Here is a 26,943-nt window from a genome sequence, read left to right on the forward strand (position 1 = left end):
TTATGCCAGGGATGGCATCGGCAGCGTCCAGGGCGGGGTTTACAGCGTCCCCTCGAAGGCCTGTCGCCGGGAAAGCCTTGAGCGCTGTTTTAATCTGCGACAGCCCTGCCGGGCGCCCCTCGCCTGGCCCGGCGACTCTGGTACACTCCTGCCCTATCGCGTCGGCCGCCGTGCGAGCGGTGGCCGCAGGGGCCGATGCCCCAGCCAACCGCAACCCGTCAGGCAGGATCCCGACCGATGACCTCGACCCCTTCCAGCTCCGGCACCAACCAGTCCTGGGGCGGCCGCTTCAGCGAGCCCACCGACGCCTTCGTCGCCCGCTTCACCGCCTCGGAGGCCTTCGACCGCCGCCTGGCCTTCCACGACATCCAGGGCTCCATCGCCCACGCCACCATGCTGGCCCGGGTCGGCGTGCTTACCGAAGCGGAGCGCGACGCCATCATCGCCGGGCTCGACGAGGTGCGCGGCGAGATCGAGCGCGGCGAGTTCCCCTGGTCGGTGGAGCTCGAGGACGTGCACATGAACATCGAGGCGCGGCTGACGGCGAAGATCGGCATCACCGGCAAGAAACTGCACACCGGCCGCTCGCGCAACGACCAGGTGGCCACCGACATCCGCCTCTTCCTGCGCGACGAGATCGACCAGGTGGCTGCCGAGCTGGCCCGCCTGCGCCAGGGGCTGATCGCGCTGGCCGACCGCGAGGCCGACACCATCATGCCCGGTTTCACCCACCTGCAGACCGCCCAGCCGGTCACCTTCGGCCACCACCTGCTGGCCTGGCAGGAGATGCTCGCCCGGGATCACGAGCGGCTGCTGGACTGCCGCCGCCGGGTCAACGTGATGCCGCTGGGCGCCGCGGCGCTGGCCGGCACCACCTACCCCATCGACCGCCACGTCACCGCCGAGCTGCTGGGCTTCGAGCGCCCCGCCGAGAACAGCCTCGACGCGGTCAGCGATCGCGACTTCGCCATCGAGTTCACCGCCTTCGCCAGCCTGCTGCTGATGCACATGTCGCGGATGAGCGAGGAGCTGGTGCTGTGGACCAGCGCCCAGTTCGATTTCATCGACCTGCCCGACCGCTTCTGCACCGGCTCCTCCATCATGCCGCAGAAGAAAAACCCCGACGTGCCCGAGCTGGTACGCGGCAAGTCCGGGCGGGTCTATGGCCACCTGATGGGCCTGCTGACCCTGATGAAGTCCCAGCCGCTGGCCTACAACAAGGACAACCAGGAGGACAAGGAGCCGCTGTTCGACGCCGTGGACACGGTCAAGGACTGCCTCAAGGCCTTCGCCGACATGATCCCCGCCATCGAGCCCAAGAAGGCACAGATGGCCGAGGCCGCCCGCCGCGGTTTCTCCACCGCCACCGACCTGGCCGACTACCTGGTGCGCAAGGGGGTGGCCTTCCGCGACGCCCACGAGATCGTCGGCGAGTCGGTGGCCTTCGGCCTGCGCGAGGGCAAGGACCTCTCCGAGATGACCCTCGACGAGCTCCGCCAGTTCTCCGACACCATCGAGCAGGACGTCTTCGAGGTGCTGACCCTGGAGGGCTCGGTAGCCGCCCGCAACCATATCGGCGGCACCGCCCCCGACCAGGTGCGTGCCGCCGCCCAGCGGGCCCGCGAGGCCCTCGCCGCCCTGACGGGAGGCGCCTGATGGCCCGCCATGCCACCCAGGCGCTTGGCCTGGCGCTGATCCTGGCCCTGGGGCTCGCCGGCTGCGGCCAGAAGGGGCCCCTCTACCTGCCCGGTGACGAGCAGGCCGCCGAGCAGTACGGCCCCCGCGAGGCCGCGCAGGATGACGACCAAACCGACGCGGACGACGACGCCGAGGGAGGCGAGGAGTAGCCATGGACCACTTCAACTACCGCGACGGCGTGCTCTACGGCGAGGAGGTCCCGCTGACCCGCATCGCCGAGGCGTTCGGCACGCCCTGCTACGTCTACTCCAAGGCGACCCTGGCGCGCCACTTCCGCGCCTACACCGAGGCGCTGGGCAGCCACCCCCACCTGATCTGCTATGCGGTCAAGGCCAACTCCAACCTTGCCGTGCTGGGCCTGCTGGCACGCCTGGGGGCCGGCTTCGACATCGTCTCGGTGGGTGAGCTGGAGCGGGTGCTGGCCGCCGGCGGCGACCCCGCCCGGGTGGTGTTCTCCGGCGTCGCCAAGCAGGCGGCCGAGATGGCCCGGGCGCTGGAGGTGGGCATCAAGTGCTTCAACGTCGAGTCGCGCCCCGAGCTCGAGCGCCTCAACGAGGTGGCCGGGCGGCTCGGCAAGGTGGCCCCGGTGTCGCTGCGGGTCAACCCGGACGTCGACGCCGGCACCCACCCCTATATCTCCACCGGGCTCAAGGACAACAAGTTCGGCATCCCGGTGGACGAGGCGCTGGCGGTCTACGAGCTGGCCGCCTCGCTGCCCCATGTGAAGGTGACCGGCCTGGACTGCCATATCGGCTCCCAGCTCACCGAGCTCGCCCCCTTCCTCGACGCCCTCGACCGCCTGCTGGTGCTGCTCGAGCGGCTGCGCGAGCGCGGCATCGAGGTGGAGCACCTGGACCTCGGCGGCGGCCTCGGCGTGCCCTACCGCGACGAGCACCCGCCGACCCCCTTCGATTACGCCACCGCCCTGCTCGAGCGCCTGGCCGACTGGGAGGGCAGCGAGCGCCTGACCCTGCTCTTCGAGCCGGGGCGCTCCATCGCCGCCAACGCCGGCGTGCTGCTGACCCGGGTGGAGTTCCTCAAGCCCGGCGAGACCAAGAACTTCGCCATCGTCGACGCCGCCATGAACGACCTGATCCGCCCCGCCCTCTACCAGGCGTGGCAGGCGATCCTGCCGGTGGACACCCGCCGTCCGCGGGAGAGCGCCACCTACGACGTGGTGGGCCCGGTGTGCGAGACCGGCGACTTCCTGGGCAAGGAGCGCGAGCTCGCCATCGCCCCCGGCGACCTGCTGGCGGTGCGCTCCGCCGGGGCCTACGGCTTCGTGATGGCCTCCAACTACAACAGCCGCCCGCGCCCCGCCGAGGTGATGGTGGATGGCGACGAGGCCCACCTGGTGCGTCGCCGCGAGCGCCTCGAGGAGCTGTGGGCGGGCGAGGCCCTGCTGCCGGATGACCAGGCGACGGAGGACGCGCGCTGATGCTGCTGCACTTCACCAAGATGCACGGTCTCGGCAACGACTTCATGGTGGTCGACCTGGTGACCCAGCGCGCCCGCTTCACCGACGACCAGGTGCGCCGCCTGGCCGACCGCCGCTTCGGGGTCGGCTTCGACCAGCTGCTGGTGGTGGAGCCGCCCCGGGACCCGGAGATGGACTTCCGCTACCGCATCTATAACGCCGACGGCAGCGAGGTGGAGAACTGCGGCAACGGCGCACGCTGCTTCGCCCGCTTCGTGCGCGACCAGCGCCTCACCCACAAGCGCGAGATCCGCGTGGAGACCGCCGGCGGCCCCCTGGTGCTGAGGGTGGAGGACGACGGCCGCATCCGCGTCGACATGGGCGAGCCACGCTTCGCCCCTGAGTCGCTGCCCTTCGAGGCGGACGAGGACCGCGTGCTGCACCCCCTGGAGGTCGACGGCGAGCGCCTGGAGGTGGGCGTGGTCTCCATGGGCAACCCCCACGCGGTGCTGCGGGTCGACGACGTCGACACGGCCCCCGTCGAGCGCCTGGGGCCCGCCATCGAGGCCCACCCGCGCTTCCCGAAGCGGGTCAACGCCGGCTTCATGCAGGTCGTCTCGGCTCGCGAGATCCGCCTGCGCGTGTACGAACGCGGCAGCGGCGAGACCCTGGCCTGCGGCACCGGCGCCTGCGCCGCGGTGGCCAGCGGCATCCGCCAGGGGCTGCTCGAGAGCCCGGTCACCGTGCACCTGCCCGGGGGGGAGCTGACCATCGAGTGGGCCGGCCCCGGCCACCCCCTGTTCATGACCGGCCCCGCCGAGCGCGTCTTCGACGGTCGCCTGGTACTCTATTGATTACCCGCTGAAGCGCACATCCAATTCCGCGACCCCCGCGAGGAGATGGCATGTCACGAGCCGCCCCAGAACCGCGCAAGACCCTCGACCCGGACCGGGTCGCCGAATGGCTCGCCACCCACCCCGACTTCTTCGTCGGCCGCGAGGGGCTGCTGCAGCAGCTCCGGGTGCCCCACCCCGAGGCGCGTGGTGCCACCTCGCTGCTCGAGCGGCTGGTCCATGACCTGCGTACCCGCGCCGAGCAGGCCGAGTGGCGCTTGGAGCAGCTGCTGGAGTCGGCGCGCCACAACGAGGCGCAGTACCGGCGCACCCGCGAGCTGGTGCTGGCGCTGGCGGAGGCGCCGGACCGCGACGCCCTCGGGCAGGCGCTGGCCACCCAGCTCGCCGAGCACTTCGCCACCCCGGCGGTAGCGCTGTGGTGCCCGGCCAGCCTCACCGACGACGAACCGCGCCCACCCCAGCCGCCGCGCCAGGTACTCGACGAGCACGCCGGGTCGCGGCTCGCCGCCCTGCTCGACGGCCGCGCCAGCCGCTGCACGCGGCTGACCCCCACAGACTGGAAGCGGCTGCTGCCCCATGTCGGTGCCCCGCGCCGCTCGGGCAGCTGCGCCATCACCCGCCTGACCCTGGGCGAGCCGCTGGGCTACCTGGTGCTGGCCAGCCCCGACCCGGACCACTTCCGCGCCAGCATGGATACCCTGTTCACCGAGTACGTGGGCGAGGTGGTGGCGCGCTTGCTGATGCGCCTCGGCCCGCACCATGACTGACGCCGCAGGCCCCCTGGCCGCCGCGGTGGAGGCCTTCCTGGCCGGGCTTGCGCGTACCGCCAGCCCCGCCACCCTGGACGCCTACCGCCGCGACCTCGCCGCCCTGCTCGACTTCCTCGACGCCCAGCGGGTGCACGACTGGCACGCCCTGGACGCCGCCCTGGTGCGCCGCTTCCTGGGCGGCGAGCGCGCCCGCGGGCTCGCACCGCGCAGCCTGGCCCGACGCCGCTCGGCCTGCTCGCGGCTGGCCGACCACCTGGTGGCCGAGGGCCTTCTCGACCACAACCCGGTGGCGCTGGTGCGCACGCCCCGCCAGCCCCGCCACCTGCCGAGCCCGGTGGACGTCGACCGCCTGGCGCGCTTCCTCGACACCCCCCACGACGGCTCGCCCCTGGCGGTGCGCGACCAGGCGATGCTGGAGCTGCTCTACTCCAGCGGCCTGCGCCTCGCCGAGCTGGCGGGGCTCGACCTGGCCGACCTGCGCGGCGAGCGGGTCCGGGTGCTGGGCAAGGGCGCCAAGCCACGCCAGGTACCGGTGGGAAGCCGTGCCCGGGCGGCGCTGAGCGCCTGGCTGGGGATCCGCGCCACCCTGGCCGCCGACGGCGAGCGCGCGCTCTTCGTGGGCCGCGGCGGCCACCGCCTGGGCCACCGCGCCATCCAGCAGCGCCTGGCCCGCGAGGCGCGGCGCCGCGGCCTCGACGAGCACCTGCACCCCCACCGCCTGCGCCACTCCTTCGCCAGCCACCTGCTGGAGTCGAGCCAGGACCTGCGCGCCGTCCAGGAGCTGCTGGGCCACGCCAACCTCGCCACCACCCAGGTCTACACCCGGCTCGACTGGCAGCACCTGGCGGCCAGCTACGATGCCGCCCACCCCCGGGCGCGACGGCGCCGCGACGAGGGCACCCCAACATGACCCTCGAGGCGATCACCTTCGACCTGGACGACACCCTGTGGGACAACCGCGGGGTCATGCAGCGCACCGAGCAGGACCACTACGCCTGGCTCGACGCGGCCCTGGCCGACGCGGCCGAAGGCCCCGCCGGCCGCTTCGCCGAGCGCTTCCCGCTGGAGGCCTTCATCGCCCGCCGCCAGGCGCTGGCCGCCGCCCACCCGCCGCGTCGCGGCGACTTCACCTGGCTGCGCCGCCGGGCCCTTGCCGAGCTGCTCGCGGAGCACGGGCTGGCGGCCGGGCCCGCCAACCACTGGGCGGACCGGGCCATGGAGCGCTTCATGGCGCTCAGGCACGAGGTGGAACCGCACCCTGAGGTGGAGACGCTGCTCGAGGCGCTGGGACGACGCTACCGGCTGGCCAGCATCACCAACGGCAACGTCGAGGTCACCCGCCTGCCGCTGGGGCGCCACTTCCCGGTGGCCATCGCCGCCGGCGAGCTGCTCGCCCCCAAGCCCGACCCGCGGCCCTTCCTGCTGGCGCTGTCGCGGCTCGGCAGCCACCCGACGCGGGCGCTGCACGTCGGCGACGCCTGGGAGGAGGATGCCCTGCCCGCCCGACGGCTAGGCATGCAGGCGGCGTGGATCGGCCCCGACGACCGCCCGATGCCGCCCGGCATCCACCGCCTGGCGCATGTCCGCGAGCTGCCGGAGCTGGTCCGCTGGCTGGAGGCACAAGCCTGAAAGCCGTCGAGGAGGGCAGTGGACGAGACGATGACGGCTGTCCCCGGGAAAGCTCGAACGGACGTTACGCCTCTGTGGGCCCTAGCAGCCAGGCATCCAGGCGGGTCTCGAGCTCCTCGATGCCCTGGCCCTTGAGGGCCGAGAAGAGCTGGACGGTCACCAGGTCCTCCCACTCCCGCAGGCGCGAGCGCACCTGCTGCAGGGCGCTGGCCGCCGCCCCGCGCTTCAGCTTGTCGGCCTTGGTCAGCAGGATATGCACCGGCATCGACTGGTCGTCGGCCCAGCCCAGCATGGTCTGGTCGAACTCGGAGAGCGGGTGGCGCACGTCCATCACCAGCACCAGCCCCTTGAGCGAGGCGCGGCGCTGCAGGTAGTCGGAGAGATGGCGCTGCCACTCCAGCTTGACCTTCTCCGGCACCTTGGCGAAACCGTAACCGGGCAGGTCCACCAACCGCCGCTCGAGGTCATCGCCCAGGGCGAAGAAGTTGATCAGCTGGGTGCGGCCCGGGGTCTTGGAGGTGCGCGCCAGCGCCTTCTGGCGGGTCAGGGCATTGATGGCGCTGGACTTGCCCGCGTTGGAGCGGCCGGCGAAGGCCACCTCGGCGCCACGGTCGTCGGGGCAGCGGGCCAGGGTCGGGGCGCTGGTGAGGAAGCGGGCAGCGGGGTAGTGGAGGCGCGCCATGGGCATGGTTTCCTGACAGTGATCAAGGACCCCGCGGCTTGCATTCCCGCCGCCAGGGTGATTCGGTATAATGCAGTGTCTTTTGTCTGCGACCCGGGGCACGCTAGTGTACCACCGCGCCCTCGACGTCCGCGATTCGCCAGCTCGGCAAGGGAGAGGCTGGCCCGCATCGCGATCCGGGCGGCACCCAGGGTACGTACCGGTCAACAACGTAACGGCATAGTGGATTAGCGATGAGAAAGTTACTGGCAAGCCTGGCAATCACCATGGGCGCCGTCGGCGCCGCCCACGCGGACCTCGAGGCCGATGCCGATGCGGCCGCGGGTCGCGACAAGGCCACCGCCTGCGCGGCATGTCACGGCCAGGAGGGCATCAGCCCCACCGGCGCCTTCCCCAACCTGGCGGGCCAGCAGGCCTCCTACCTGGCCAAGCAGATCATGGACATCCGCGACGGCAATCGCGTGGTGCCGCAGATGGCCGGCCAGGTCGACAACTTCTCCGACCAGGATGCCTGGGACGTGGCCAAGTACTATGCCGACAAGGACGCCGCCCTGGGTCAGGCCGACCCGGACGAGGCGCTGGTCGCCCGCGGCCGCGAGCTCTATCGCGCCGGCGACATGGCCAAGGGCATCCCGGCCTGCGCCGCCTGCCACACCCCCACCGGCCAGGGCATCGGCACCGCCGTCTACCCGGCGCTCTCCGGCCAGCACCCGGAGTATACCGTGTCGACCCTGCAGGCCTTCGCCGCCGGCGAGCGGGCCAACGATCCCGCCGCCATCATGCGCGATATCGCCGCCAAGATGAGCGATGCCGACATGGAAGCCGTGGCCAACTACGTACTGGGCCTGCACTGAGTTCCTCGCGGCCAGCGTAACAGTGCTCAGTCGGGGCGGCCTTCGGGCCGCCCCTGTCATATTTGCCACAGCGTAAGCGGGGAACCCGAGCCCGACACTGCGCTCAAAGGCAGCGACACCCGGACTCGCCGAGACGCGATTCATCCCAAGGAGAGAGATGCCCATGTTGAAGCCCCTGATATTCGTGCTCGCCGGCCTCGCCCTGCCGGGCCTGGCCACCGCCCAGAACCTGGTGGAGGGTGAGCACTATGAGGTGCTGCCCGAGCCCGTGGAGACCCAAGTGGGCGAAGGCCAGATCGAGGTCACCGAGGCCTTCTGGTTCGGCTGCCCGCACTGCTACAACCTGCAGGAGCATGTCACCTCTTGGTACGAGACCCTCGACGACGACGTCAGCGTGGTGCACCTGCCGGCCACCATGGGTGGCGACTGGAACCGACACGCCCAGGTGTTCTACGCCGCCGAGGCACTAGGCATCGAGGACGCACTTCACGCCGACCTCTTCCACGCCATCCATGAGCAGGGTCGCCGGCTCACCGGCGAGGATGAGATCGCCGAGTTCTTCAGCGACTACGGCGTCAGCGAGGAGGAGGCTCGCCAGGCACTCGGCTCCTTCGCGGTAAAGAGCCAGGTCAACCAGGCCAATGCCCGCATGCGCGCCATGCGCCTGATGGGGGTACCCGCCCTGGTGATCGACGGCCGCTACCTGGTCACACCCAGCAGCGCCGGCAGCCTCTCCAACATGCCCCAGATCGCCGACGCGCTGATCGAGAAGGTCCGCGAGGAGCGTGGTGACAGCTGAGATGTCGCATCTGGCCGAGGCAAGGACGCCGCCCCTGGAGGGCGGCCACCTGAAGCTGCTCACCTTCAACATGCAGGTGGGCATTCAGACCTCGGCCTATCACCACTACCTGACCCGCAGCTGGCAGCACCTGCTGCCCCACCCCCGGCGGCTGCGGCGTCTGGACATGGTCAGCGAGGTGCTGGGGCGCTTCGATATCGTCGGTCTCCAGGAGGTGGACGGCGGCAGCTTCCGCTCCAGCCACATCAATCAGGTCGAGTACCTGGCCTCCCGCGGCGGCTTCCCCCACCACTTCCAGCAGCTCAACCGCAACCTGGGGCGCATCGCCCAGCACAGCAACGGCTTGCTCTCGCGCCTCACTCCGGCGCGCATCGAGGAGCACCGCCTGCCCGGCACCCTGCCCGGGCGCGGCGCCATCCACGCCCGCTTCGGCGAGGGGCCGGATGCCCTGCACCTCTTCGTCGCCCACCTGGCGCTGGGCCACCGCACCCGGGTGCGCCAGCTCGACTACCTCTCCGAGGTCATCCAGCCGCTGCGCCACGTGGTGGTGATGGGCGACCTCAACTGCACCCCGGAGCAGCTCCACGGCCACCAGCGCTTCTGCGCCTCGCTGCCGCTGCACCCGGTGCGCCCCCCGCTCAGCTACCCCTCCTGGCAGCCGCGTCGCGCCCTGGACCATATCCTGCTCTCCAACTCCCTGGAGGCGGACGAGGTGCGGGTGCTCGACCACCTCTTCTCCGACCACCTGCCGATCGCCGTGGACGTGCGCCTGCCAGCGGCCTGCCTGGCGAGCCTCGCCCCGCGGCACTGACGCCAGACCGCGACTACCGTATAGTCAGCGTTTGCCCGAACGCATGGCGAGGCGCCCCCGCCATGCGACCATGGCACGCCTGACGACGTCCGGAAACCACGCGAGACCCTTCCCCATGCCCCAATCCCGCGAGCTGCCAGGCCTCATCGTCTGGCTCGACCGCGCCTCGGAGCGGCTCGGCCGCAGCCTCTCCTGGCTGGTGCTGGCCATGATGCTGATCCAGTTCCTGATCGTGGTGCTGCGCTACCTGTTCAGCATCAACAGCATTCCGATGCAGGAGTCGGTGATGTACATGCACGCCACCGTCTTCATGCTGGCCGCGGCCTGGACCCTCAAGCACAACGGCCATGTGCGCGTCGACATCTTCTACCGCGCCATGTCGCCCCGGCGCCAGGCGCTGGTGGACCTCACCGGCACCCTCTTCCTACTGCTGCCGGTGATGGTCTTCGTGATCCTCGTCAGCCTGGGGTACGTGGGCAAGTCGTGGCGTATCCTCGAGGGCTCGCCGGACTCCGGCGGCATCCCCGGGGTCTTCCTGCTCAAGACGCTGATCCCGCTCTTCGCCGGCCTGATGATCCTCCAGGGACTGGTGGAGGCGACCCGCCACTTCCTGGTGCTGACCGGCCGCCTTGCGCCCCCCGCCCATGACGATGACCAGCCCGAGGAGAAGCTGTGATGCTGGAGTACATGCCGCTGATCCTGTTCCTGGTCATCTGCCTGGTGCTGATGGCCGGCTATCCAGTGGCCCTGTCGCTGGCGGGCACCGCCCTCGCCTTCGCCGGCCTGGGCCTGGGGCTGGAGTCGCTGGGCATCGACGCCCACTTCGACGCCGGCTACCTCGCCGCCTTCCCCAACCGCCTGTTCGGCATCATCACCAACCAGACCCTGCTGGCGGTGCCGCTGTTCGTGCTGATGGGGGTGCTGCTGGAGAAGTCGAAGGTGGCCGAGACGCTGCTCGATGCCATGGCGCTGCTGTTCGGCTCGCTGCGCGGGGGCCTGGGCATCTCGGTGACGCTGGTGGGCATGCTGCTGGCCGCCTCCACCGGCATCGTCGGCGCCACCGTGGTGACCATGGGGCTGATGTCGCTGCCCACCATGCTCAAGCGTGGCTACAGCGTGCCCCTAGCCACCGGCACCATCTGCGCCACCGGTACCCTGGGCCAGATCATCCCGCCCTCCATCGCCCTGGTGCTGCTCGGCGACGTGCTCTCCTCGGCCTACCAGCAGGCCCAGCTCTCCATGGGCATCTTCAGCCCCAAGACCGTCTCGGTGGGCGATCTGTTCATGGGCGCCCTGGTGCCGGGCCTGATCCTGGTGGTGCTCTACATCGTCTACGTCTCGCTGGTGGCCTGGCTGCGCCCCGCCTCGGCGCCGGCCGTCGATCGCCGCGAGCTGATGGCCGAGAAGCACCACGAGGGCGGCCTGGGGCTGCTGCTGCTCAAGGGCCTGGTGCCGCCGATCGTGCTGATCATCGCCGTGCTGGGCTCGATCATCGGCGGCTTCGCCACCCCCACCGAGTCCTCGGCGGTGGGCGCCTTCGGTGCCCTGGTGCTGGCCCTGGCCTACCGCCGCCTGAGCCTCGCCACCCTGCGCGAGGTGCTGCGCTCCACGGTCCACGTGACCACCATGGTGTTCCTGATCCTGATCGGCGCCGCCCTCTTCTCGCTGGTGTTCCGCGCCTACGGCGGCGAGGAGCTGGTGACCCACCTGTTCGACAGCATGCCCGGCGGGGTCGTCGGGGCGACACTGGTCGTGATGCTGGTGATCTTCCTGCTCGGCTTTATCCTCGACTTCATCGAGATCACCTTCGTGGTGGTACCCATCGTCGGGCCGATCCTGCTGGCCATGGGGCTGGACCCCATCTGGCTGGGGATCATGATCGCCATCAACCTGCAGACCTCCTTCCTGACGCCGCCCTTCGGCTTCGCGCTCTTCTACCTGCGCGGGGTCGCGCCGGCCTCGGTGCCCACCTCGGCGATCTACAAGGGGGTGATCCCCTTCATCGTGCTGCAGCTGGGCATGCTGCTGGCCCTCGCCTGGTTCCCCGGGCTCGCCACCTGGCTGCCCGAGGCCTTCTGAACCGGAACGTTGAACCGGAACGTGAGTGCAGCGTTACGCCCCCCGCTGGTCGGGGGGCTATAGTCTGCGGGCCAACACAACATCAATATGACACCGACAACACGCATGAAGCTCAGAACGCTTACCACCGCCATCGCCATGACCGTCGCCAGCGGCGGCCTGGTCGCCGTCTCCGCGCTGGACAATACCGCCCAGGCCCAGGAGACCTTCGAGTGGAAGCTGGTCACCTCCTGGCCCAAGAACTTCCCGGGGGTCGGCCAGGGGCCGGAGCGCCTGGCCCGGCTGGTGGACGAGATGTCCGACGGCCGCCTGACCATCGAGGTGTTCGGCGCCGGCCAGCTGGTGCCCGGCTTCGAGGTCTTCGATGCCGTCTCCGAGGGCACCGCCGAGATGGGCCACTCCGCCTCCTACTACTGGAAGGGCAAGGCGCCCGCCGCCCAGGTTCTTCGCCGCCGTGCCCTTCGGCATGAACGCCCAGGAGATGAACGCCTGGCTGCACTATGGTGGCGGCCTGGAGCTGTGGAACGAGCTCTATGACCCGTTCGGCGTCGACGTGCTCACCGCCGGCGCCTCCGGCGTGCAGATGGGCGGCTGGTACAACAAGGAGATCACCTCCGTCGACGACCTGGACGGGCTGAAGATGCGCATGCCGGGGCTCGGCGGCGAGGTGATGCAGCGCATGGGCGTGGCCATCGTCAAATGCCCGGCGGCGAGATCTTCACCTCGCTGCAGTCCGGCGCCATCGACGCCACCGAGTGGATCGGCCCCTACAACGACCTGGCCTTCGGCCTGCACCAGGCCGCCGACTACTACTACTACCCCGGCTGGCACGAGCCCACCGTGATGTTCGAGGCGATCATCAACGAGGAGGCCTACGCCGCGCTGCCCGCCGACCTCCAGGCGATCCTGCGCACCGCGGTGCGCGACGTGAACCAGGACGTGCTCGACGAGTACACGGCGCGCAACAACGACGCCCTGGAGACGCTGATCAACGAGCATGGCGTCGAGCTGCGCCGCCTGCCCGACGACGTCCTGGCCCAGGCCAAGGAGCACTCCGCGGACGTCGTCGCCGAGCTCGCCGAGGAGAGCGAGCTGGCCACGCGCATCCACGACTCCTACCGCGCCTTCCAGGACAAGGTGGTCAACTACCACACCATCTCCGAGCAGGCCTACTACAACGCGCGCAACCCGGACGCCAGCACCGACTGAGCCCGGCCCGCGCCGTCGACAGCAAGGCCGCCCTCGGGCGGCCTTCGTCGTTTCGGGTCACCCATCAGGCCTGGCCCATCATGCCTGGCACAGCGGCGCCAGCCACGTCTCGGCGAGCCACAGCACCAGGGCGTAGCGCGCGCCCTTGGCCACCAGGATCAGCAGGGCGGCGCGCCACCAGGGCAGCCGGAAGATGCCGGCCAGCACGGTGAGCGGGTCGCCCACCACCGGCGCCCAGGCGACCAGCAGGCTCCACTCCCCGAAGCGTCGGTACCAGCGCTCGGCCCGGGCCAGGCCCGCGGCCGAGACGGGGAACCAGCGGCGATCCTGGAAGTGCCGCGCGTAGCGCCCCAGGGCCACGTTGACCAGGCTGCCCAGGCTGTTGCCGAGGGTGGCCACCGCCCACAGCGCGGCGGCCGCCTCCCCCTGGCACCACAGCCGGGCCAGCCACACCTCGGAGCCGCCCGGCAGCAGCGTGGCGCTGGCCAGGGCCACCAGGAAGAGGCTCAGGATGGCGCCGCCCTCCGCTCCTGGAGTAGGCTGGCGACTGGCGTTCGATCCACCGACGACATGGCTGAGATGACCCTCCCCGACACGATTCCCAATACCCTGACCATCGCCGGCTCCGACCCCAGCGGCGGCGCCGGCATCCAGGCCGACCTCAAGACCTTCTCGGCACTGGGCACCTATGGTACCAGCGTGATCACCGCGCTGACCGCCCAGAACACCCGCGGCGTGGCCGGGGTGCACCCGGTGCCCGCCGACTTCATCGCCGCCCAGCTCGAGACCCTGCTGGCGGACGTGCGCCTCGACGCCGTCAAGATCGGCATGGTGGCCAGCCGCGAGGTCGCCGCGGTGATCCGCGACGCCCTGACGCGACGCCGCCCGCGCTGGGTGGTGCTGGACCCGGTGATGGTGGCCAAGAGCGGCGACGTGCTGGTGGACGACGCCGGCATCCGCGCGGTGCGCGAGGTGCTGGTGCCGCTGGCCGACCTGGTGACCCCCAACCTGCCCGAGGCGGCAGTGCTGCTGGACGCCCCGGCGCCGGTGGACCGCGCCGGCATGCTGGCCATGGCCCCGGCGCTGCGCGGGCTGGGCGCCGGGGCCACCCTGCTCAAGGGAGGCCACCTGCGTGGCGAGGCATGCCCCGACCTGCTGGTCACCGCCGAGGCGGCCAGCTGGGTCGAGGGGGCCCGGGTCGACACGTCCAACCTGCACGGCACCGGCTGCACCCTCTCCTCGGCGATCACCGCCCGCCTGGCACGCGGCGACAGCCTCACTGCCGCGGTGGCGTCGGCCAAGGCCTGGCTGGGGACGGCGCTTGCCGAGAGCCGGCGGCTTGACGTGGGTCAGGGTCATGGCCCGGTACACCACTTCCACGCCTGGTGGTAGCGACGGGTCGCGCATCTCGCCCTTGCAGCCCGGCCCGGGGCCTCCCATGCTGAAGGACACCCCCACCGCGGCGTCCACGCCAAGGAGCCGTCATGACCCAGACCCTGCTGTTCGCCTGCGACCTCTCGGCCGAGAACCGCGCCGCCTTCGCTAGGGCGGTGCGCCTGGCCGGTGAGCATGGCGCCCGCCTCGACGTCATCCACGTGCTCGATCCCTACCTGCCACGCCGCGTGCTCCATGACCTGGAGGAGGCGGTGGTGGCGGACATGCAGGCGACCCTCACCGATATCCGCGAGGACTACGCCCTGCCCGAGCCGCCGGTGCTGATGCAGACGACCACCGGCGCCCCCTATACCGAGATCATCCGCGAGGCCCATGAGCGCGAGGTGGACATGATCGTGCTGGGGGCCCACCGCAAGCGTGGCCAACCTGACCTGGTGGCCGGCACCACCCTGGCCCGGGTGCTGCGCAGCGCCCCCTGCCCGGTGCTCTCGGTGAGCCACACCGCCAGCCAGGGCTGGCAGGAGATCCTGCTGCCCATGGACTTCTCGCTGACCTCGCGCCACACCCTGCGCGAGACCCTGCGCCGCTTCCCCGACACCCGCCTGACCCTGCTCCACGCCTGGGACATCCCCGGCGAGCGCGAGCTGGGCTCCCGCGGCGACTTCGCCCGCTGGCGCGATCGCGAGGTGGCGCGCCTGCAGACCCAGCTGGAGGCCGAGGTGGAGCGCCTGATGGCCGAGCTGGACGACGTGCCGGAGGTGGAGCTGGTGCTGGAGCAGGGCGCCCCCCTGGAGGTGCTGATGCGCCGCCTGCGGCGCCAGCCGCCCGACCTGCTGGCGCTGGGCAGCCGAGGCCAGCTGGGCCGCCACAGCCAGATCACCGAGTCGCTGCTGGCCGAGCCCCACTGCGACATCATGCTGTGCCGCGCCTGGTAGGACATCAGACAGAACCTGTACGAAATAATGGTGTCCGTATAGGCGAATCCCGTCAGGAGGCTTCGCCATGCGACCCCGAATTCTCGCCCTACTGCTCCTGCTGGCGCTCCCGGCCACCGCCCCGGCTGCGGAGCGCGTGGAGGTCAACGGCGCCCGCTTCGCCACCAGCCTGGAGGCGGACGGCCAGCCCTTCGAGCTGGTCGGCCACGGCCTGTTCCGCTACATGATCTGGGACGCCTACGCCGGCGCCTACTACCAGGCGCCCGGGGCCTCGACGCCCGCGCCCCTGGAAGCGATTCCGCGGCGCCTGGAGCTCGAGTACTTCCACGCCATCGAGGCCGACGACTTCACCGGGGTGACCCGCGACCAGGTCCGCGAGGACCTCGGCGAGGCCGGCTACCGCCAGCTGCTGCCGAGGCTCAACGCCTTCACCCGCGCCTACCGCAGCGTCGAGCCCGGCGACCGTTACGCCCTGACCTGGAGCGAGGCCGGACTGAGCCTAGCGCTCAACGGCGAGACCCTCTTCGAAGGCGGCGACCCGGCCCTGGCCGAGGCGCTCTTCTCCACCTGGCTCGGCGACTCGCCGCTCAAGGCGGGCTTCCGCGACGACCTGCTGGGGCGCCGCTGAGCCGCGACATGCTACCCTGCGCGCGTTGCAGATCGCCGGGAGAGAGAGGATGAAGGCACTGATCCAGCGCGTGACCCGCGCCAGCGTGACCGTGGAGGGGCGAACCGTGGGCGCCATCGACCATGGCCTGCTGGCCCTGGTGGGGGTGGAGAAGGGAGACGACGAAGTCGCGGTAGAGCGGCTGCTGCACAAGCTGCTGCACTACCGGGTGTTCGGCGACACCGAAGGCAAGATGAACCTCAACCTGCAGCAGGTGGAGGGCGGCCTGCTGCTGGTCTCCCAGTTCACCCTGGCCGCGGATACCCGCAAGGGGCTGCGCCCCAGCTTCTCCAGCGCCGCCCCGCCCGCCGAGGGCGACCGCCTCTTCCACCTCCTGCTGGAACGTGCCGAGGCGGCCTGGCCGAAGGTGGCCAGCGGCGAGTTCGCCGCCAACATGCAGGTCGCCCTGGTCAACGACGGACCGGTGACCTTCCTGCTCGAAAGTTGAAAGCCGTAAGCCGTAAGCCGTAAGCCGTAAGCCGTAAGCCGTAAGCCGTAAGCCAAGATCTCGCCACCGAAACGCGCAGCAAGGACTTTTCGTACAGCGTAAAGCGTATGGCTTACAGCTCACGGTGGTATCCGGCGACTTACGGCGTAACGCTTATAGCTTACAGATCAGGGCGAAGCCCGGGCGGCATCCTCCAGCTCCTCCTCGGCGGCGAGCCACTCCGCTTCCAGGTCCCCAAGGCGCGATGTCAGCTCCCCCTGGCGCGCCAAGGTCGCGGTGAGCGCCTCCTTGCGCGCGGGGTCGGTGTAGAGCTCGGGCTCGCCCAGCGCCTCCTCCACCTCGGCGATCTCGGCCTGGACCTTCTCCATGGCCTGCTCGGCGCGGTCGCGGCGCTTCTTCAGCGGGCGTAGCTTCTCGCGCAGCTCGGCGGCGGCGCGGCGGGACGCCTTGCGGTCCTCCTTCGGCGCGCCCTGCTCGGCCTGGCGCTCTACCTTGTCGTCGCGGGCCTCGCGCCGCGCCCCCTCCAGGCGCGCCTTGAGCCAGGCGCGGTAGTCCTCCAGGTCACCGTCGAAGGGCTCCACCCGGTGGTCGGCGACCCGCCAGAACTCATCCACGGTGGCGCGCAGCAGGTGGCGGTCGTGGGAGACCAGGATCACGGTGCCCTCGAAGGCCGCCAGGGCCTCGGTGAGCGCCTCGCGCATCTCCAGGTCCAGATGGTTGGTGGGCTCGTCCAGCAGCAGCAGGTTGGGCTTCTGCCAGGCCACCAGGGCCAACGCCAGGCGCGCCTTCTCGCCGCCGGAGAAGCGCCCCACCTCGCCGAAGACGTCGTCGCCGGGGAAGCCGAAGCCGCCCAGGAAGTTGCGGATCGCCTGGTCACTGGCGGTGGGCGAGAGGCGCTGCACATGCATGAAGGGGGTAGACGCGAGGTCGAGCCCCTCCAGCTGATGCTGGGCGAAGTAGCCGATCGCCAGGTGCTCGCCGGGCACCCGCTTGCCGGCCAGCAGCGGCAGCTCGCCGGTGAGCGACTTGATCAGGGTCGACTTGCCGGCGCCGTTGGGGCCCAGCAGGCCGATGCGGCTGCCCGGCTGCAGGGTCACCCTGACGTCGTCGAGCTGCACCGTCTCGCCGCCGTCCGCGTGGCGATAGCCCAGGCGCGCCTCGTCCAGCACCAGCAGCGGGTGCGAGGTCTTGTCCGCGGCGGGCAGTGTGAAGTGGAAGGGCGAGTCGGCGTGGGCCACGGCGATGTCGCCCATGCGCTCGAGCATCTTCAGGCGGCTCTGGGCGGCGCGGGCCTTGGTGGCCTTAGCGCGGAAGCGTGCCACGAAGCGCTCGATCTCCTCGCGGCGCGCCTGCTGCTTGGCGGCCTCCGCCTGCTGCAGCGCCAGCTTCTCGGCCCGGGTGCGCTCGAAGGTGGAGTAGTTGCCGCGGTAGAGCACCAGGCGGCGGCGGTCGAAGTGGACGATGTGGTCGCACACCGCGTCGAGGAAGTCGCGGTCGTGGGAGATCAGCAGCAGGGTGCCCGGGTAGCGGGTCAGCCACTGCTCGAGCCACAGCAGGGCGTCGAGGTCCAGGTGGTTGGTGGGCTCGTCCAGCAGCAGCAGGTCGGAGGGCATGAACAGGGTCCGTGCCAGGTTGACGCGCATGCGCCAGCCGCCGGAGAAGGCCGACAACGGACGCGCCAGGTCCGCCTGGTCGAAGCCCAGTCCCACCAGCAGCTGGGCGGCCCGCGCCGGCGCGCTGTAGCCGTCCAGCGCCTCGATCACCCCGTGCAGCTCCGCCTCGCGGTGGTCGTCGCCCGCCTCCCGGGCGGCCGCCAGGGCCGCCTCGGCGCGGCGCAGCTCGGCGTGGCCGTCGAGCACATGGTCGAGCAGCGAGCGCTCCAGCGCCTCCACCTCCTGGGCCATGTGGGCGATGCGCTGCCCGCCACTCATCTCCACCTCGCCGCGATCCGGGGCCAGCTCCCCCAGCAGCAGCTTGAACAGGCTCGACTTGCCGGCCCCGTTGGGACCGACGATGCCCGCCTTGTGGCCGGCGTGCAGGGTCAGGTCGGCCCCCTCCAGCAGGGCCTGGGTGCCGCGTTGCAGGGAAACTTGGCGCAGTGCGATCATGCGGGCTCCACGAGGGTGCGGCCGCCGCGGGCGGCGACGGCGGGAAGACGATGAGCGACAATTCTACCGAAATGCACGCCGATCTGCGGGACCGGCTCGCCAGCGATCCGCTGTGGGAGTTCGCCCTCGCGTTCTACGCCCGCCCGGGAGTGGAAGGCGCCTGCCTCGGGCTACAGGACCAGGCCGGCATCGACGTCTGCGAGCTGCTGTGGCGCTGCTGGCTGCTGACCCACGACGCCCTGCCGGGCCAGGCCGCCGAGGCCGGCCTCGCCGCGGTGCAACGCTGGCAGCGCGAGGTCACCGCACCGCTGCGCGGGCTGCGCCGCGAGCTCAAGGCCGATGCCGCGCTCCGCGAGGGTGTCGCACGGCTGCGCGAGGCCCTCAAGCGTGCCGAGCTCGAGGCCGAGCGCGAGACCCTGGCGCGCCTCGAATCCCTGGCCCTCGCCCACCCCCTGGCGCCGCTCCCACCCACCGAGGGAGCGGCGGAAAAAGCGCTGCAAAACGCCCTGCAACTGCAGAAAAAACCCCATCTTTCAACGCTCAATAGCCTGGTGGCGCGCCTTGACCCTCCCCGGGGGCCACGCTAGCCTGAAATCAGCCGCGTGAATGTGATGTTCACTCGATGCCTTGTGGCAAGCACCCGCAAGCCCGGGCAACAACCTGCAGAAGGACCACAAGAATGAAGTCACACAAGCTGTTGACCACCGCCGGTATCGGCGCACTGATGTTCGGCATGACCTCCGCCGCCATGGCGGATAACTGGCGCTACGCCCACGAGGAGTACGAGGGCGACGTCCAGGATGTCTTCGCCGTGGCCTTCAAGGAGTATGTCGAGGAGAACTCCGACCACAGCGTCCAGATCTACCGCTTCGGCGAGCTGGGCGAGTCCGACGACATCATGGAGCAGACCCGCAGCGGCATCCTGCAGTTCGTCAACCAGTCACCGGGCTTTACCGGCTCGCTGATCCCGTCGGCGCAGATCTTCTTCGTTCCCTATCTGCTGCCCACCGACATGGAGACGGTGCTCGAGTTCTTCGACGAGAGCACGGCCATCAACGAGATGTTCCCCGAGCTCTACGCCGAGCATGGCCTCGAGCTGCTGAAGATGTATCCCGAGGGCGAGATGGTGATCACCACCGACGAGCCCATCGAATCCGTGGATGACTTCCAGAACAAGAAGATCCGCGTGATGACCAACCCACTGCTCTCCGAGACCTACAAAGCCTTCGGTGCGACCCCCACGCCGCTGCCCTGGGGCGAGGTCTACGGCGGCCTGCAGACCGGCATCCTCGACGGCCAGGAGAATCCCATCTTCTGGATCGAGTCCGGCGGTCTCTACGAGGTCTCCCCCCACCTGACCTTCACCGGCCACGGCTGGTTCACCACCGCCATGATGGCCAACCAGGACTTCTTCGATGGCCTCTCCGAGGAGGACCAGCAGCTGGTGCGTGATGCCTCCGAGGCGGCCTACGACCACACCATCGAGCATATCCAGGGCCTGGCCGAGGAGTCGCTGAACAAGATCACCGAAGCCTGCGACAACTGCACCGTCACCCGCCTGGACGACGAGCAGATCGCCAAGCTCAAGGAGCAGGCACCGCAGGTCGAGGAGGCCTTCGTCGAGATGGCCGGCGACCAGGGTGCCGAGCTGCTCGAGCAGTTCAAGGCCGACCTCGAGGCCGTGACCTCCGACGAGGAGTAAGCTCGCCTCGCCGCGCCAGTGCCGGGGGGTGGCCCATAGCGGGTCACCCCCCGTGTCGTTGGGGGCCGCGTGCTCGGCAACGCGTGCACGCAGCGTTGACCCGGCGGGCACACCGTGGCGCCCACGGGTCGTATGCTGACAGCCGAGGGCGCCATTCCTGGCCTACCTGCATGCTGAAGGGAGTGCAGCCATGACAGACGAAGAAACCGAAAAGAACTACCGCTCCGGCCTGCCCGGCCCGCTGGGGGTCATCGACACCCTGCTCAGCAAGCTCGAGGCGGTGCTGCTGGCCATGGGCGTGCTGCTGATGGCGGTCAACACCATCGCCAACGTCATCGCCCGCTTCGTGTTCGGCGACAGCATCTTCTTCTCGGGTGAGATCAACCGCATCCTGATCATCATGATCACCTTCGCCGGCATCGGCTATGCGGCGCGCCATGGGCGCCACATCCGCATGTCGGCCATCTACGATGCGCTGCCGGTGGGCGGACGCCGGGCGCTGATGATCGTGATCGCCCTGTTCACCTCGCTGGTGATGTTCTTCCTGCTCTACTACTCGGTGGTCTACATCCTGGAGCAGCGTGCCAGCGGTCGCGTGCTGCCGGCACTGGGCTTCGAGATCTGGTGGATCTACGTGTGGGCGCCGCTGGGTTTCCTGATCACCGGCATCCAGTACCTGCTCACCGCGATCAAGAACATGACCTCACGGGACGTCTACCTCTCGACCGGGGTACTGGACGGTTACAAGGACACGGAAACGGAAGTCTGACGCAGGGCCAACACCCGAGGGGAACGTACAATGACCACCATAATGGTATGCACCATGATCGGATTGCTGCTGCTGGGCTTTCCGATGATGATCCCGCTGCTCACCGCGGCGGTGATCGGCTTCTTCATGATGTTCAACGGCCTCGGCCAGATGGACACCCTGATCCAGCAGATGTTCGCCGGCATCCGCCCCGCCTCGCTGATCGCGGTGCCGATGTTCATCCTCGCCGCCGACATCATGACCCGCGGCCAGTCCGCCGACCGGCTGATCGCCATGGTGATGTCCTTCATCGGCCACGTGAAGGGCGGGCTGGCGGTCTCCACCGCCGCCTCCTGCACCCTGTTCGGCGCCGTCTCCGGCTCCACCCAGGCCACGGTGGTGGCGGTGGGCTCGCCGCTGCGCCCCAAGATGCTTAAGGCCGGCTACTCCGACTCCTTCACCCTGGCGCTGATCATCAACTCCAGCGATATCGCCTTCCTGATCCCGCCGAGCATCGGCATGATCATCTACGGGGTCATCTCCGAGACCTCCATCGGCGAGCTGTTCATCGCCGGCATCGGTCCCGGGCTGATGATCCTGGCGATGTTCTCGGTCTACTGCGTGATCTATGCCATGGTGCGTGACGTGCCCACCGAGGCCCGGGCCAACTGGCGCCAGCGCATGACCGCGGTGCGCCAGGCGCTGTGGCCGCTGGGCTTCCCGGTGATCATCGTCGGCGGCATCTACGGCGGCGTCTTCAGCCCCACCGAGGCGGCCGCGGCCTGCGTGCTCTACGCGATCTTCCTGGAGTTCATCGTCTTCCGCTCGCTGAAGATGCAGCACATCTACGCCATCGCCAAGTCCACCGGCCTGATCACCGCGGTGGTCTTCATCCTGGTGGCCGCGGGCAACGGCTTCTCCTGGATCATCTCCTTCGCCCAGATCCCCCAGGCGATCCTCGAGGCCGTGGGCATCAACGAGGCCGGTCCCACCGGGGTGCTGATCGCCATCTGCATCGCCTTCTTCGTCGCCTGCATGTTCGTCGACCCCATCGTGGTGATCCTGGTGCTGACGCCGATCTTCGCCCCGGCGATCGCCAGCACCGGCCTCGACCCGGTGCTGGTGGGTATCCTGATCACCCTGCAGGTGGCCATCGGCTCGGCGACGCCCCCCTTCGGCTGCGACATCTTCACCGCCATCGCCATCTTCAAGCGCCCCTACTGGGATGTGATCAAGGGCACCCCGCCCTTCATCTTCATGCTGGTGCTGGCCGCGGCGCTGCTGATCATGTTCCCCCAGATCGCCCTGTTTCTGCGTGACGTGGCGTTCAACTGATCCAAGGAGAAGCGACCATGTTCAATCGGATCCTGGTCCCGGTGGATGGCTCCAAGGGCGCCCTCAAGGCGCTGGAGAAGGGCGTCGGGCTGCAGCTGCTGACCGGCGCGGAGCTCTACCTGCTGTGCGTCTTCAAGCACCATAGCCTGCTGGAGGCGTCGCTCTCCATGGTGCGGCCCGACAAGCTGGAGATCCCCGACGACGCCCTCAAGGAGTACGCCACCGAGATCGCCGTGCATGCCAAGAACCAGGCCATGGAGATGGGCGTGCCGGCCGAGAAGCTGCGCGCCTTCGTCAAGGGCGGGCGCCCCTCGCGCACCATCGTGCGCTTCGCCCGCAAGCGCGAGTGCGACCTGATCGTGATCGGCGCCCAGGGCACCAACGGCGACAAGAGCCTGCTGCTGGGCAGTGTCTCCCAGCGCGTGGCGGGCTCCGCCCACTGCCCCACCCTGGTGGTCTGACCCCGCCCTGGCTTATGCCAGGGGCTAACACGGTTGGCTCGCACTCGGTAGCGAAAGGCGCTGGGGACAGGTCGAAGAGGGGGTCCTATGCCAGGGACGGCATCGGTATCGCCCAGGGATGGGTTTACAGCGCCCCCTCGCAGGCCTGTCACCGGAAAAGCCTTGCGCGATGATGCTATCCATCTACGCTCCCCGGCCCGGTTGCCGCGTGCTGCGGAACCGGGCCGCCCCTGTTAGAGTCCCATGGTTCGCATTCACCCAGGCACCTGCGGTGCCGGAACCATAAGGGACCCCCATGAAACGACTGCTGACCACCGTCTCGCTCACCGCCCTGCTGGGTGCCGCCCCCCTGGCGTTCGGCGCCATCGAGAGCGACGAGCAGAAGCTGGGCTACAGCCTCGGCGTGACCCTGGGCCAGAGCCTGCAGCAGGACGTCGATACCCTCGACGTCGACGCCTTCACCCAGGCCATCCGTGACGTCTTCGCCGGCGAGGAGCTCGCCATGAGCGACGAGGAGATGGCCGAGACGCTGATGAACTTCCAGCAGCAGGCCATGGCCGAGCGCCAGGCCGAGGCCGAGGCGGCCGCCGAGGCCAACCGCGCCGAGGGCGAGGCCTACCTGGCCGAGAACGCCGAGCGCGACGGCGTCGAGACCACCGATTCCGGCCTGCAGTACCGCGAGCTGGAGAGTGGCGACGGTGCCACCCCGGACGCCGGCGACAGCGTCGAGGTGCACTACGAGGGCACCCTGATCGACGGCACCGTCTTCGACAGCTCCTACGAGCGCGGCGAGCCGGTCAGCTTCCGCGTCGACCAGGTGATCGAGGGCTGGCAGGAGGCCCTGCAGATGATGAGCGTGGGCGACACCTGGGAGATCGTGATCCCCCACGAGCTCGCCTACGGTGCCCAGGGCCAGGGCCCCATCGGTCCCTACGAGACCCTGACCTTCAAGGTCGAACTGCTTGACGTGATGGCCGACGAGGACGCCGCCGGCAGCGCCGAAGGCGATGAGTAAGCCCCGCGCGGGCCGCCGGGTAGCGGCGGCGCTCCTCGCCGCCCTGCCCGCCGCACCGCTGCTGGCCGAGACACCCCCCGCCCCGCTCCCCGCACTCTCCGCCGACGCCGCGGCGACCAGCGTCATCGGCGTCTCCTCGGGGGGCTACATGGCCACCCAGCTGGCGGTGGCCTGGCCCGAGCGCTTCGCCGGCCTCGGCGTGCTGGCCGCCGGCCCCTGGTCCTGCGCCCGGGGCTCGCTGGGGCTGGCCCTCGGCCAGTGCATGGGCACCAGTCGCGGCCTCCCCGACCCCGAGGCGCTGGCGCAGCGCCTGGCCGACTATCGCGAACGCGACCTGGTGGGCGACGCCGAGGCGCTGGCCGAGCTGCGCGTCTACGTGTGGCACGGCGCGGCGGACGAGGTGGTGGCGCCGGCGCTGGGCGAGGCCCTCGCCGAGCAGTTCCGCGGCTGGCTGGCCGACTCCGAGCGCCAGCTGCGCCTGCGGCAGGACCCCGACATCGGCCACGGCTGGCCCGTAGACACGGCGCGGGTCGATGCCGCGACGGCCGAGCTGGGCGACTGCCGCGACGGCGGTGCCCCCCACCTGCTGGCCTGCGATCGCGACGTCGCCGGCGAAGCCCTGGCCTGGCTGCACGGGGAGCTCGACCCACCGGCGGAGGCCGAGCCCGCGGGCGAGCTGAGGCGCTTCGACCAAGGCGACTTCGACGCCAAGGGGCTCGCCGACACCGGTTACCTGTTCGTGCCGACGGGATGCGAGGCGGGCGGCTGCGCCGTGACCCTGGCCCTGCATGGCTGCAACATGGGCGCCGAGCTGATCGGCGAGGCCTTCGTGCGCCATACCGGCCTCAACGCCTGGGCGGCGGAGAATCGGCGCATCGTGCTCTACCCCCAGGCCGAGACCCGGCTCGGCAACCCCCAGGGCTGCTGGGACTGGTGGGGCTATGCCGAGAGCACCTGGCAGCTCGACCCCCTGCACGACAGCCGCCAGGGCAGCCAGACACGCGCGCTGATGGCGATGCTGGAGCGCCTGCAGGAAGACCCCTCGCCACGCTGATCGCCGGTAGTAAGGCCAGTGGGGTACCTAGAGCGTCTCGCGCAGCGCCGCGAGCAGCCCCTGGTGTGAGGGGGAGTAGAGCACCCGCCGCTGGATCTCCCCCTCACGATCGACCAGATAGAGCGACGAGCTATGGTCGATGGTGTAGCCCATGGCCGAATCCGGCGCCTCGACCTTGCGCCACACCACGCCGTAGCGCTCGGCCAGCTCCTCGAGCTGGGCCTGGCTGCCGGTGGCGCCGATGAAGCGCTCGCCGAAGAAGGCCAGATACTCCTCCAGCCGCTCGAGGCTGTCGCGCTCCGGATCCACAGAGACCATCAGCGGCACCACGCGCTGGCGCTGGGCGGGCTCGAGCTCGGCCAGCGCCTGACGCACCACCGCCAGGCTCATCGGGCAGACGTCGGGGCAGTAGGTGTAGCCGAAGAAGAGTACCGCCAGCTGGTCGTCGCCCAGGCTTTCGAGGCTGAACTCCCCCTGGGTCGAGGGGAGCTCCACCGGCCCCCCGACCGGGCCGCCATCGCCCCCGGAAGCCAGCTGCTGCTGGTACCAACCGACACCACCCACCGCCAGCAGCAGCACGATCAGGACAACACCGGCCCAGACTCCCTTGCGTTTCATGGCGCGTCTCTCTCCACATCGAAATCGAACCCGCTGCCCAGCTTACCATCGGCCGTCTCGACGATGACACGCGCCCGCCACGGCATCACCGCATCGGTGCAGATCGGGATCTGACCCTCGCCGTGGTAGCGGCCATCGTCACCCAGGGTCAGGGGGTAGCGATGCAACCCCATGTCCATATCGCGGCCAACGAAGTCCACCACCACGCGCTGGGCATCCACGCCATCAAGGGCGACCTCCAGGGGCAGTCGCTGCAGGGCGCGGATCTCGCCACGCACGCCGAGGTCGAGGGCCAGGCGGCGCTCGTTGCCCAGCTCGGCCAGGCAGGGCCCGGCACTCAGCTCGCAGCCGGGCGCCTCGGGGTACCAATGCACCTGCCCCGCATCGCGCAGCAGGTGACTGGCCAGGAACCATAACGCCACGGCCACCGTGCCCAGGGTAAACAGCACCAGCAGGCGCAACAGCGGCGGGCGGGGAATGGTCGCTTCGTGGCTGGAAGAGTCGGGCATGGAGGACATGATCCTCACGGTGAGAGGCTATGCCGGCAAGCTTATCAGTATTCGTCTGTGGCAGACTGCGGAGCGATGTCGCAGGCAACGAGACCAAGGAGACCGACATGGCGGATATCGCGGGGGCCCTGGGGCCCCTGTTCCTGCTGATCCTGCTGGGCTGTGTGCTGGACTGGCTGCGTCTGCCGGGGGGCGACTTCTGGCCACGGCTTGAGCGGCTGATCTACTTCCTGCTGTTCCCCGCCATGCTGGTCTCGACCCTGGCCACCGCCGACGTCAGCCAGGTACCGGTGACCCGAGTGGCGGTGGCGCTGCTCGGCGCCATGGGAGTGTTCGCCGCCCTGCTGTGGGCGCTGCGCGGCTGGATGGGCATGGAACCCGCGGCCTTCACCTCGGCCTTCCAGGGCGCTCTGCGTTTCAACACCTACGTGGGGGTAGCCGGCGCCGCGGCACTGCACGGCGCGCCGGGGGCCACCGTGGCCGCGGTGGCAGTGGCGCTGATGGTACCGGTGGTCAACGTGCTGTGCGTGGCCAGCTTCGTGGCCGCCGGCACCCTGGGCCGCGGCAGCCTGGGCAAGAGCCTGGCCGCCCTGGGCCGCAACCCGCTGATCCTGGCCTGCCTGGTCGGTATTGGCCTGAACGTCAGCGGCATCGGCCTGCCGGGCTGGAGTGCGGCGACGGTGGAACTGCTGGGGCGTGCCGCCCTGCCCCTGGGCCTGGTGGCGGTAGGCGTGGCGCTGCGCCCCGCGGCCCTGGTGCGCCGCGACCGTGGCATCTGGGCCAGCCATCTGGTGAAGCTGGGACTGATGCCGGCCCTGGCCCTGGCCCTGGCGCTGCTGCTGGGTCTCGATCCGGTGAGCCGCGACGTGGTGCTGCTGTTTGCCGCCCTGCCCACCGCCACCTCGGCCTATATCCTGGCCCGCCAGCTGGGCGGCGACGCCGAGATGATGGCGGCGCTGATCACCGGCCAGACCCTGCTGGCCATGGTGACCCTGCCGCTCTGGCTGCGACTGGCGGGCACCTGACTCGCACTGCAAATAAAAAACGCTCGCATTTGTGTTGACGAGACAAACGAGAACGATTACTCTTCAACTGTCGGCGTTGATGAGGCGCCGTCACCGGCCAGGGCCCGCCAGTCTCCTGGCC

General features: G+C 70.0%; 28 protein-coding genes and 2 pseudogenes. 25 read left to right on the top strand and 5 right to left on the bottom strand.

Features of this window, described 5'->3' with window-relative positions:
- The first annotated feature begins 237 nt into the window (after window positions 1-237).
- The 7 genes and pseudogenes from argH to Q673_RS19085 all read left to right on the top strand — a co-directional run bounded on the left by argH (window position 238) and on the right by Q673_RS19085 (window position 6,368).
- Entirely contained in the window at window positions 238-1,656 is a 1,419-nt protein-coding gene (gene argH, locus Q673_RS19055) for an argininosuccinate lyase (protein WP_023004157.1), read from the top strand.
- A pseudogene (lptM, locus tag Q673_RS37140) lies at window positions 1,656-1,772 on the top strand (LPS translocon maturation chaperone LptM); the annotation flags it as partial. The gene argH and the pseudogene lptM, both read left to right, overlap by 1 nt.
- Window positions 1,773-1,849: 77 nt before the next feature.
- A complete protein-coding gene (gene lysA, locus Q673_RS19065; RefSeq protein ID WP_023004159.1) occupies window positions 1,850-3,136 on the top strand; it encodes a diaminopimelate decarboxylase in 1,287 nt (428 codons plus the stop codon).
- Window positions 3,136-3,969, top strand: a complete 834-nt coding sequence (gene dapF / locus Q673_RS19070) for a diaminopimelate epimerase (RefSeq protein ID WP_023004160.1) — start codon at window positions 3,136-3,138, stop codon at window positions 3,967-3,969. Before lysA ends, dapF begins: the two co-directional genes overlap by 1 nt.
- A gap of 50 nt (window positions 3,970-4,019) precedes the next feature.
- On the top strand, window positions 4,020-4,736 hold the full coding sequence (locus tag Q673_RS19075; protein WP_023004161.1) for a DUF484 family protein: 717 nt from the start codon (window positions 4,020-4,022) through the stop codon (window positions 4,734-4,736).
- Window positions 4,729-5,649, top strand: coding sequence for a tyrosine recombinase XerC (locus Q673_RS19080; RefSeq protein WP_023004162.1), 921 nt, complete (start codon window positions 4,729-4,731; stop codon window positions 5,647-5,649). Before Q673_RS19075 ends, Q673_RS19080 begins: the two co-directional genes overlap by 8 nt.
- The gene (locus Q673_RS19085) at window positions 5,646-6,368 is read left to right on the top strand and encodes an HAD family hydrolase (protein ID WP_023004163.1); all 723 of its coding nucleotides are present in this window, start codon (window positions 5,646-5,648) and stop codon (window positions 6,366-6,368) included. The genes Q673_RS19080 and Q673_RS19085 overlap by 4 nt, the downstream gene beginning before the upstream one ends.
- A gap of 64 nt (window positions 6,369-6,432) precedes the next feature.
- Here the strand turns inward: Q673_RS19085 and yihA are convergent, their stop codons facing one another.
- Window positions 6,433-7,050 carry a ribosome biogenesis GTP-binding protein YihA/YsxC gene (gene yihA / locus Q673_RS19090; protein ID WP_023004164.1) on the bottom strand — a complete coding sequence of 206 codons (618 nt, stop codon included), beginning with the start codon at window positions 7,048-7,050 and terminating at the stop codon, window positions 6,433-6,435.
- Window positions 7,051-7,283: 233 nt separating this feature from the next.
- On the opposite strand from yihA, the gene Q673_RS19095 reads away from it, so the two are divergent.
- From Q673_RS19095 to Q673_RS19120, 6 genes and pseudogenes are all read left to right on the top strand, one after another.
- Window positions 7,284-7,904, top strand: coding sequence for a c-type cytochrome (locus Q673_RS19095; protein ID WP_031217455.1), 621 nt, complete (start codon window positions 7,284-7,286; stop codon window positions 7,902-7,904).
- Window positions 7,905-8,067: 163 nt separating this feature from the next.
- The gene (locus Q673_RS19100) at window positions 8,068-8,703 is read left to right on the top strand and encodes a thiol:disulfide interchange protein DsbA/DsbL (protein WP_031217456.1); all 636 of its coding nucleotides are present in this window, start codon (window positions 8,068-8,070) and stop codon (window positions 8,701-8,703) included.
- A 1-nt stretch (window position 8,704) separates the two neighbouring features.
- Window positions 8,705-9,514 (top strand): endonuclease/exonuclease/phosphatase family protein, encoded by an 810-nt coding sequence (locus Q673_RS19105; RefSeq protein ID WP_023004167.1) that lies wholly within the window; start codon window positions 8,705-8,707, stop codon window positions 9,512-9,514.
- Between the two features lie 115 nt (window positions 9,515-9,629).
- Complete coding sequence (locus Q673_RS19110; RefSeq protein ID WP_023004168.1) at window positions 9,630-10,190, top strand: TRAP transporter small permease subunit; 561 nt, start codon at window positions 9,630-9,632, stop codon at window positions 10,188-10,190.
- Window positions 10,190-11,593 carry a TRAP transporter large permease gene (locus tag Q673_RS19115; protein ID WP_023004169.1) on the top strand — a complete coding sequence of 468 codons (1,404 nt, stop codon included), beginning with the start codon at window positions 10,190-10,192 and terminating at the stop codon, window positions 11,591-11,593. Before Q673_RS19110 ends, Q673_RS19115 begins: the two co-directional genes overlap by 1 nt.
- A gap of 105 nt (window positions 11,594-11,698) precedes the next feature.
- Window positions 11,699-12,802 (top strand): annotated as a pseudogene (locus Q673_RS19120) (TRAP transporter substrate-binding protein).
- A gap of 78 nt (window positions 12,803-12,880) precedes the next feature.
- On the opposite strand, the gene Q673_RS19125 reads toward Q673_RS19120, so the two are convergent.
- Complete coding sequence (locus Q673_RS19125) at window positions 12,881-13,315, bottom strand: YqaA family protein (protein WP_031217465.1); 435 nt, start codon at window positions 13,313-13,315, stop codon at window positions 12,881-12,883.
- A gap of 66 nt (window positions 13,316-13,381) precedes the next feature.
- Here Q673_RS19125 and thiD point away from each other — a divergent pair, with 66 nt between their 5' ends.
- The 4 genes from thiD to dtd all read left to right on the top strand — a co-directional run bounded on the left by thiD (window position 13,382) and on the right by dtd (window position 16,247).
- Window positions 13,382-14,194, top strand: coding sequence for a bifunctional hydroxymethylpyrimidine kinase/phosphomethylpyrimidine kinase (gene thiD, locus Q673_RS19130; protein ID WP_031217457.1), 813 nt, complete (start codon window positions 13,382-13,384; stop codon window positions 14,192-14,194).
- A gap of 92 nt (window positions 14,195-14,286) precedes the next feature.
- Entirely contained in the window at window positions 14,287-15,132 is an 846-nt protein-coding gene (locus Q673_RS19135) for a universal stress protein (protein ID WP_023004175.1), read from the top strand.
- A 67-nt stretch (window positions 15,133-15,199) separates the two neighbouring features.
- Entirely contained in the window at window positions 15,200-15,760 is a 561-nt protein-coding gene (locus tag Q673_RS19140) for a chalcone isomerase family protein (protein WP_023004176.1), read from the top strand.
- Window positions 15,761-15,809: 49 nt separating this feature from the next.
- A complete protein-coding gene (gene dtd, locus Q673_RS19145; protein WP_023004177.1) occupies window positions 15,810-16,247 on the top strand; it encodes a D-aminoacyl-tRNA deacylase in 438 nt (145 codons plus the stop codon).
- Window positions 16,248-16,414: 167 nt separating this feature from the next.
- Here dtd and Q673_RS19150 read toward each other — a convergent pair whose 3' ends face one another.
- On the bottom strand, window positions 16,415-18,355 hold the full coding sequence (locus Q673_RS19150) for an ABC-F family ATP-binding cassette domain-containing protein (RefSeq protein WP_023004178.1): 1,941 nt from the start codon (window positions 18,353-18,355) through the stop codon (window positions 16,415-16,417).
- A 50-nt stretch (window positions 18,356-18,405) separates the two neighbouring features.
- Between Q673_RS19150 and Q673_RS0117845 the strand changes: the two genes are divergently transcribed.
- The 7 genes from Q673_RS0117845 (at window position 18,406) to Q673_RS19180 (ending at window position 24,670) form a co-directional block, all read left to right on the top strand.
- A complete protein-coding gene (locus tag Q673_RS0117845) occupies window positions 18,406-18,942 on the top strand; it encodes a TIGR02444 family protein (protein ID WP_235048462.1) in 537 nt (178 codons plus the stop codon).
- 92 nt (window positions 18,943-19,034) lie between these two features.
- Entirely contained in the window at window positions 19,035-20,057 is a 1,023-nt protein-coding gene (locus Q673_RS19155; RefSeq protein WP_023004180.1) for a TRAP transporter substrate-binding protein, read from the top strand.
- 190 nt (window positions 20,058-20,247) lie between these two features.
- Complete coding sequence (locus Q673_RS19160) at window positions 20,248-20,826, top strand: TRAP transporter small permease (protein ID WP_023004181.1); 579 nt, start codon at window positions 20,248-20,250, stop codon at window positions 20,824-20,826.
- 30 nt (window positions 20,827-20,856) lie between these two features.
- Complete coding sequence (locus Q673_RS19165) at window positions 20,857-22,140, top strand: TRAP transporter large permease (RefSeq protein ID WP_031217459.1); 1,284 nt, start codon at window positions 20,857-20,859, stop codon at window positions 22,138-22,140.
- Between the two features lie 17 nt (window positions 22,141-22,157).
- Window positions 22,158-22,601, top strand: a complete 444-nt coding sequence (locus tag Q673_RS19170) for a universal stress protein (RefSeq protein WP_023004183.1) — start codon at window positions 22,158-22,160, stop codon at window positions 22,599-22,601.
- Window positions 22,602-22,896: 295 nt separating this feature from the next.
- Entirely contained in the window at window positions 22,897-23,616 is a 720-nt protein-coding gene (locus Q673_RS19175) for an FKBP-type peptidyl-prolyl cis-trans isomerase (protein WP_023004184.1), read from the top strand.
- Window positions 23,609-24,670 carry a prolyl oligopeptidase family serine peptidase gene (locus tag Q673_RS19180; protein WP_023004185.1) on the top strand — a complete coding sequence of 354 codons (1,062 nt, stop codon included), beginning with the start codon at window positions 23,609-23,611 and terminating at the stop codon, window positions 24,668-24,670. Before Q673_RS19175 ends, Q673_RS19180 begins: the two co-directional genes overlap by 8 nt.
- 27 nt (window positions 24,671-24,697) lie before the next feature.
- On the opposite strand, the gene Q673_RS19185 is transcribed toward Q673_RS19180, so the two are convergent.
- The gene (locus Q673_RS19185) at window positions 24,698-25,288 is read right to left on the bottom strand and encodes an SCO family protein (protein ID WP_023004186.1); all 591 of its coding nucleotides are present in this window, start codon (window positions 25,286-25,288) and stop codon (window positions 24,698-24,700) included.
- Complete coding sequence (locus Q673_RS19190) at window positions 25,285-25,797, bottom strand: hypothetical protein (RefSeq protein WP_023004187.1); 513 nt, start codon at window positions 25,795-25,797, stop codon at window positions 25,285-25,287. Before Q673_RS19190 ends, Q673_RS19185 begins: the two co-directional genes overlap by 4 nt.
- A 107-nt stretch (window positions 25,798-25,904) precedes the next feature.
- Between Q673_RS19190 and Q673_RS19195 the strand changes: the two genes are divergently transcribed.
- The gene (locus tag Q673_RS19195) at window positions 25,905-26,822 is read left to right on the top strand and encodes an AEC family transporter (protein WP_023004189.1); all 918 of its coding nucleotides are present in this window, start codon (window positions 25,905-25,907) and stop codon (window positions 26,820-26,822) included.
- Window positions 26,823-26,943: the final 121 nt, after the last annotated feature.

This window comes from Halomonas sp. PBN3 (assembly GCF_000475415.1).
GTDB classification, from domain to species: Bacteria; Pseudomonadota; Gammaproteobacteria; order Pseudomonadales; family Halomonadaceae; genus Halomonas; species Halomonas shengliensis.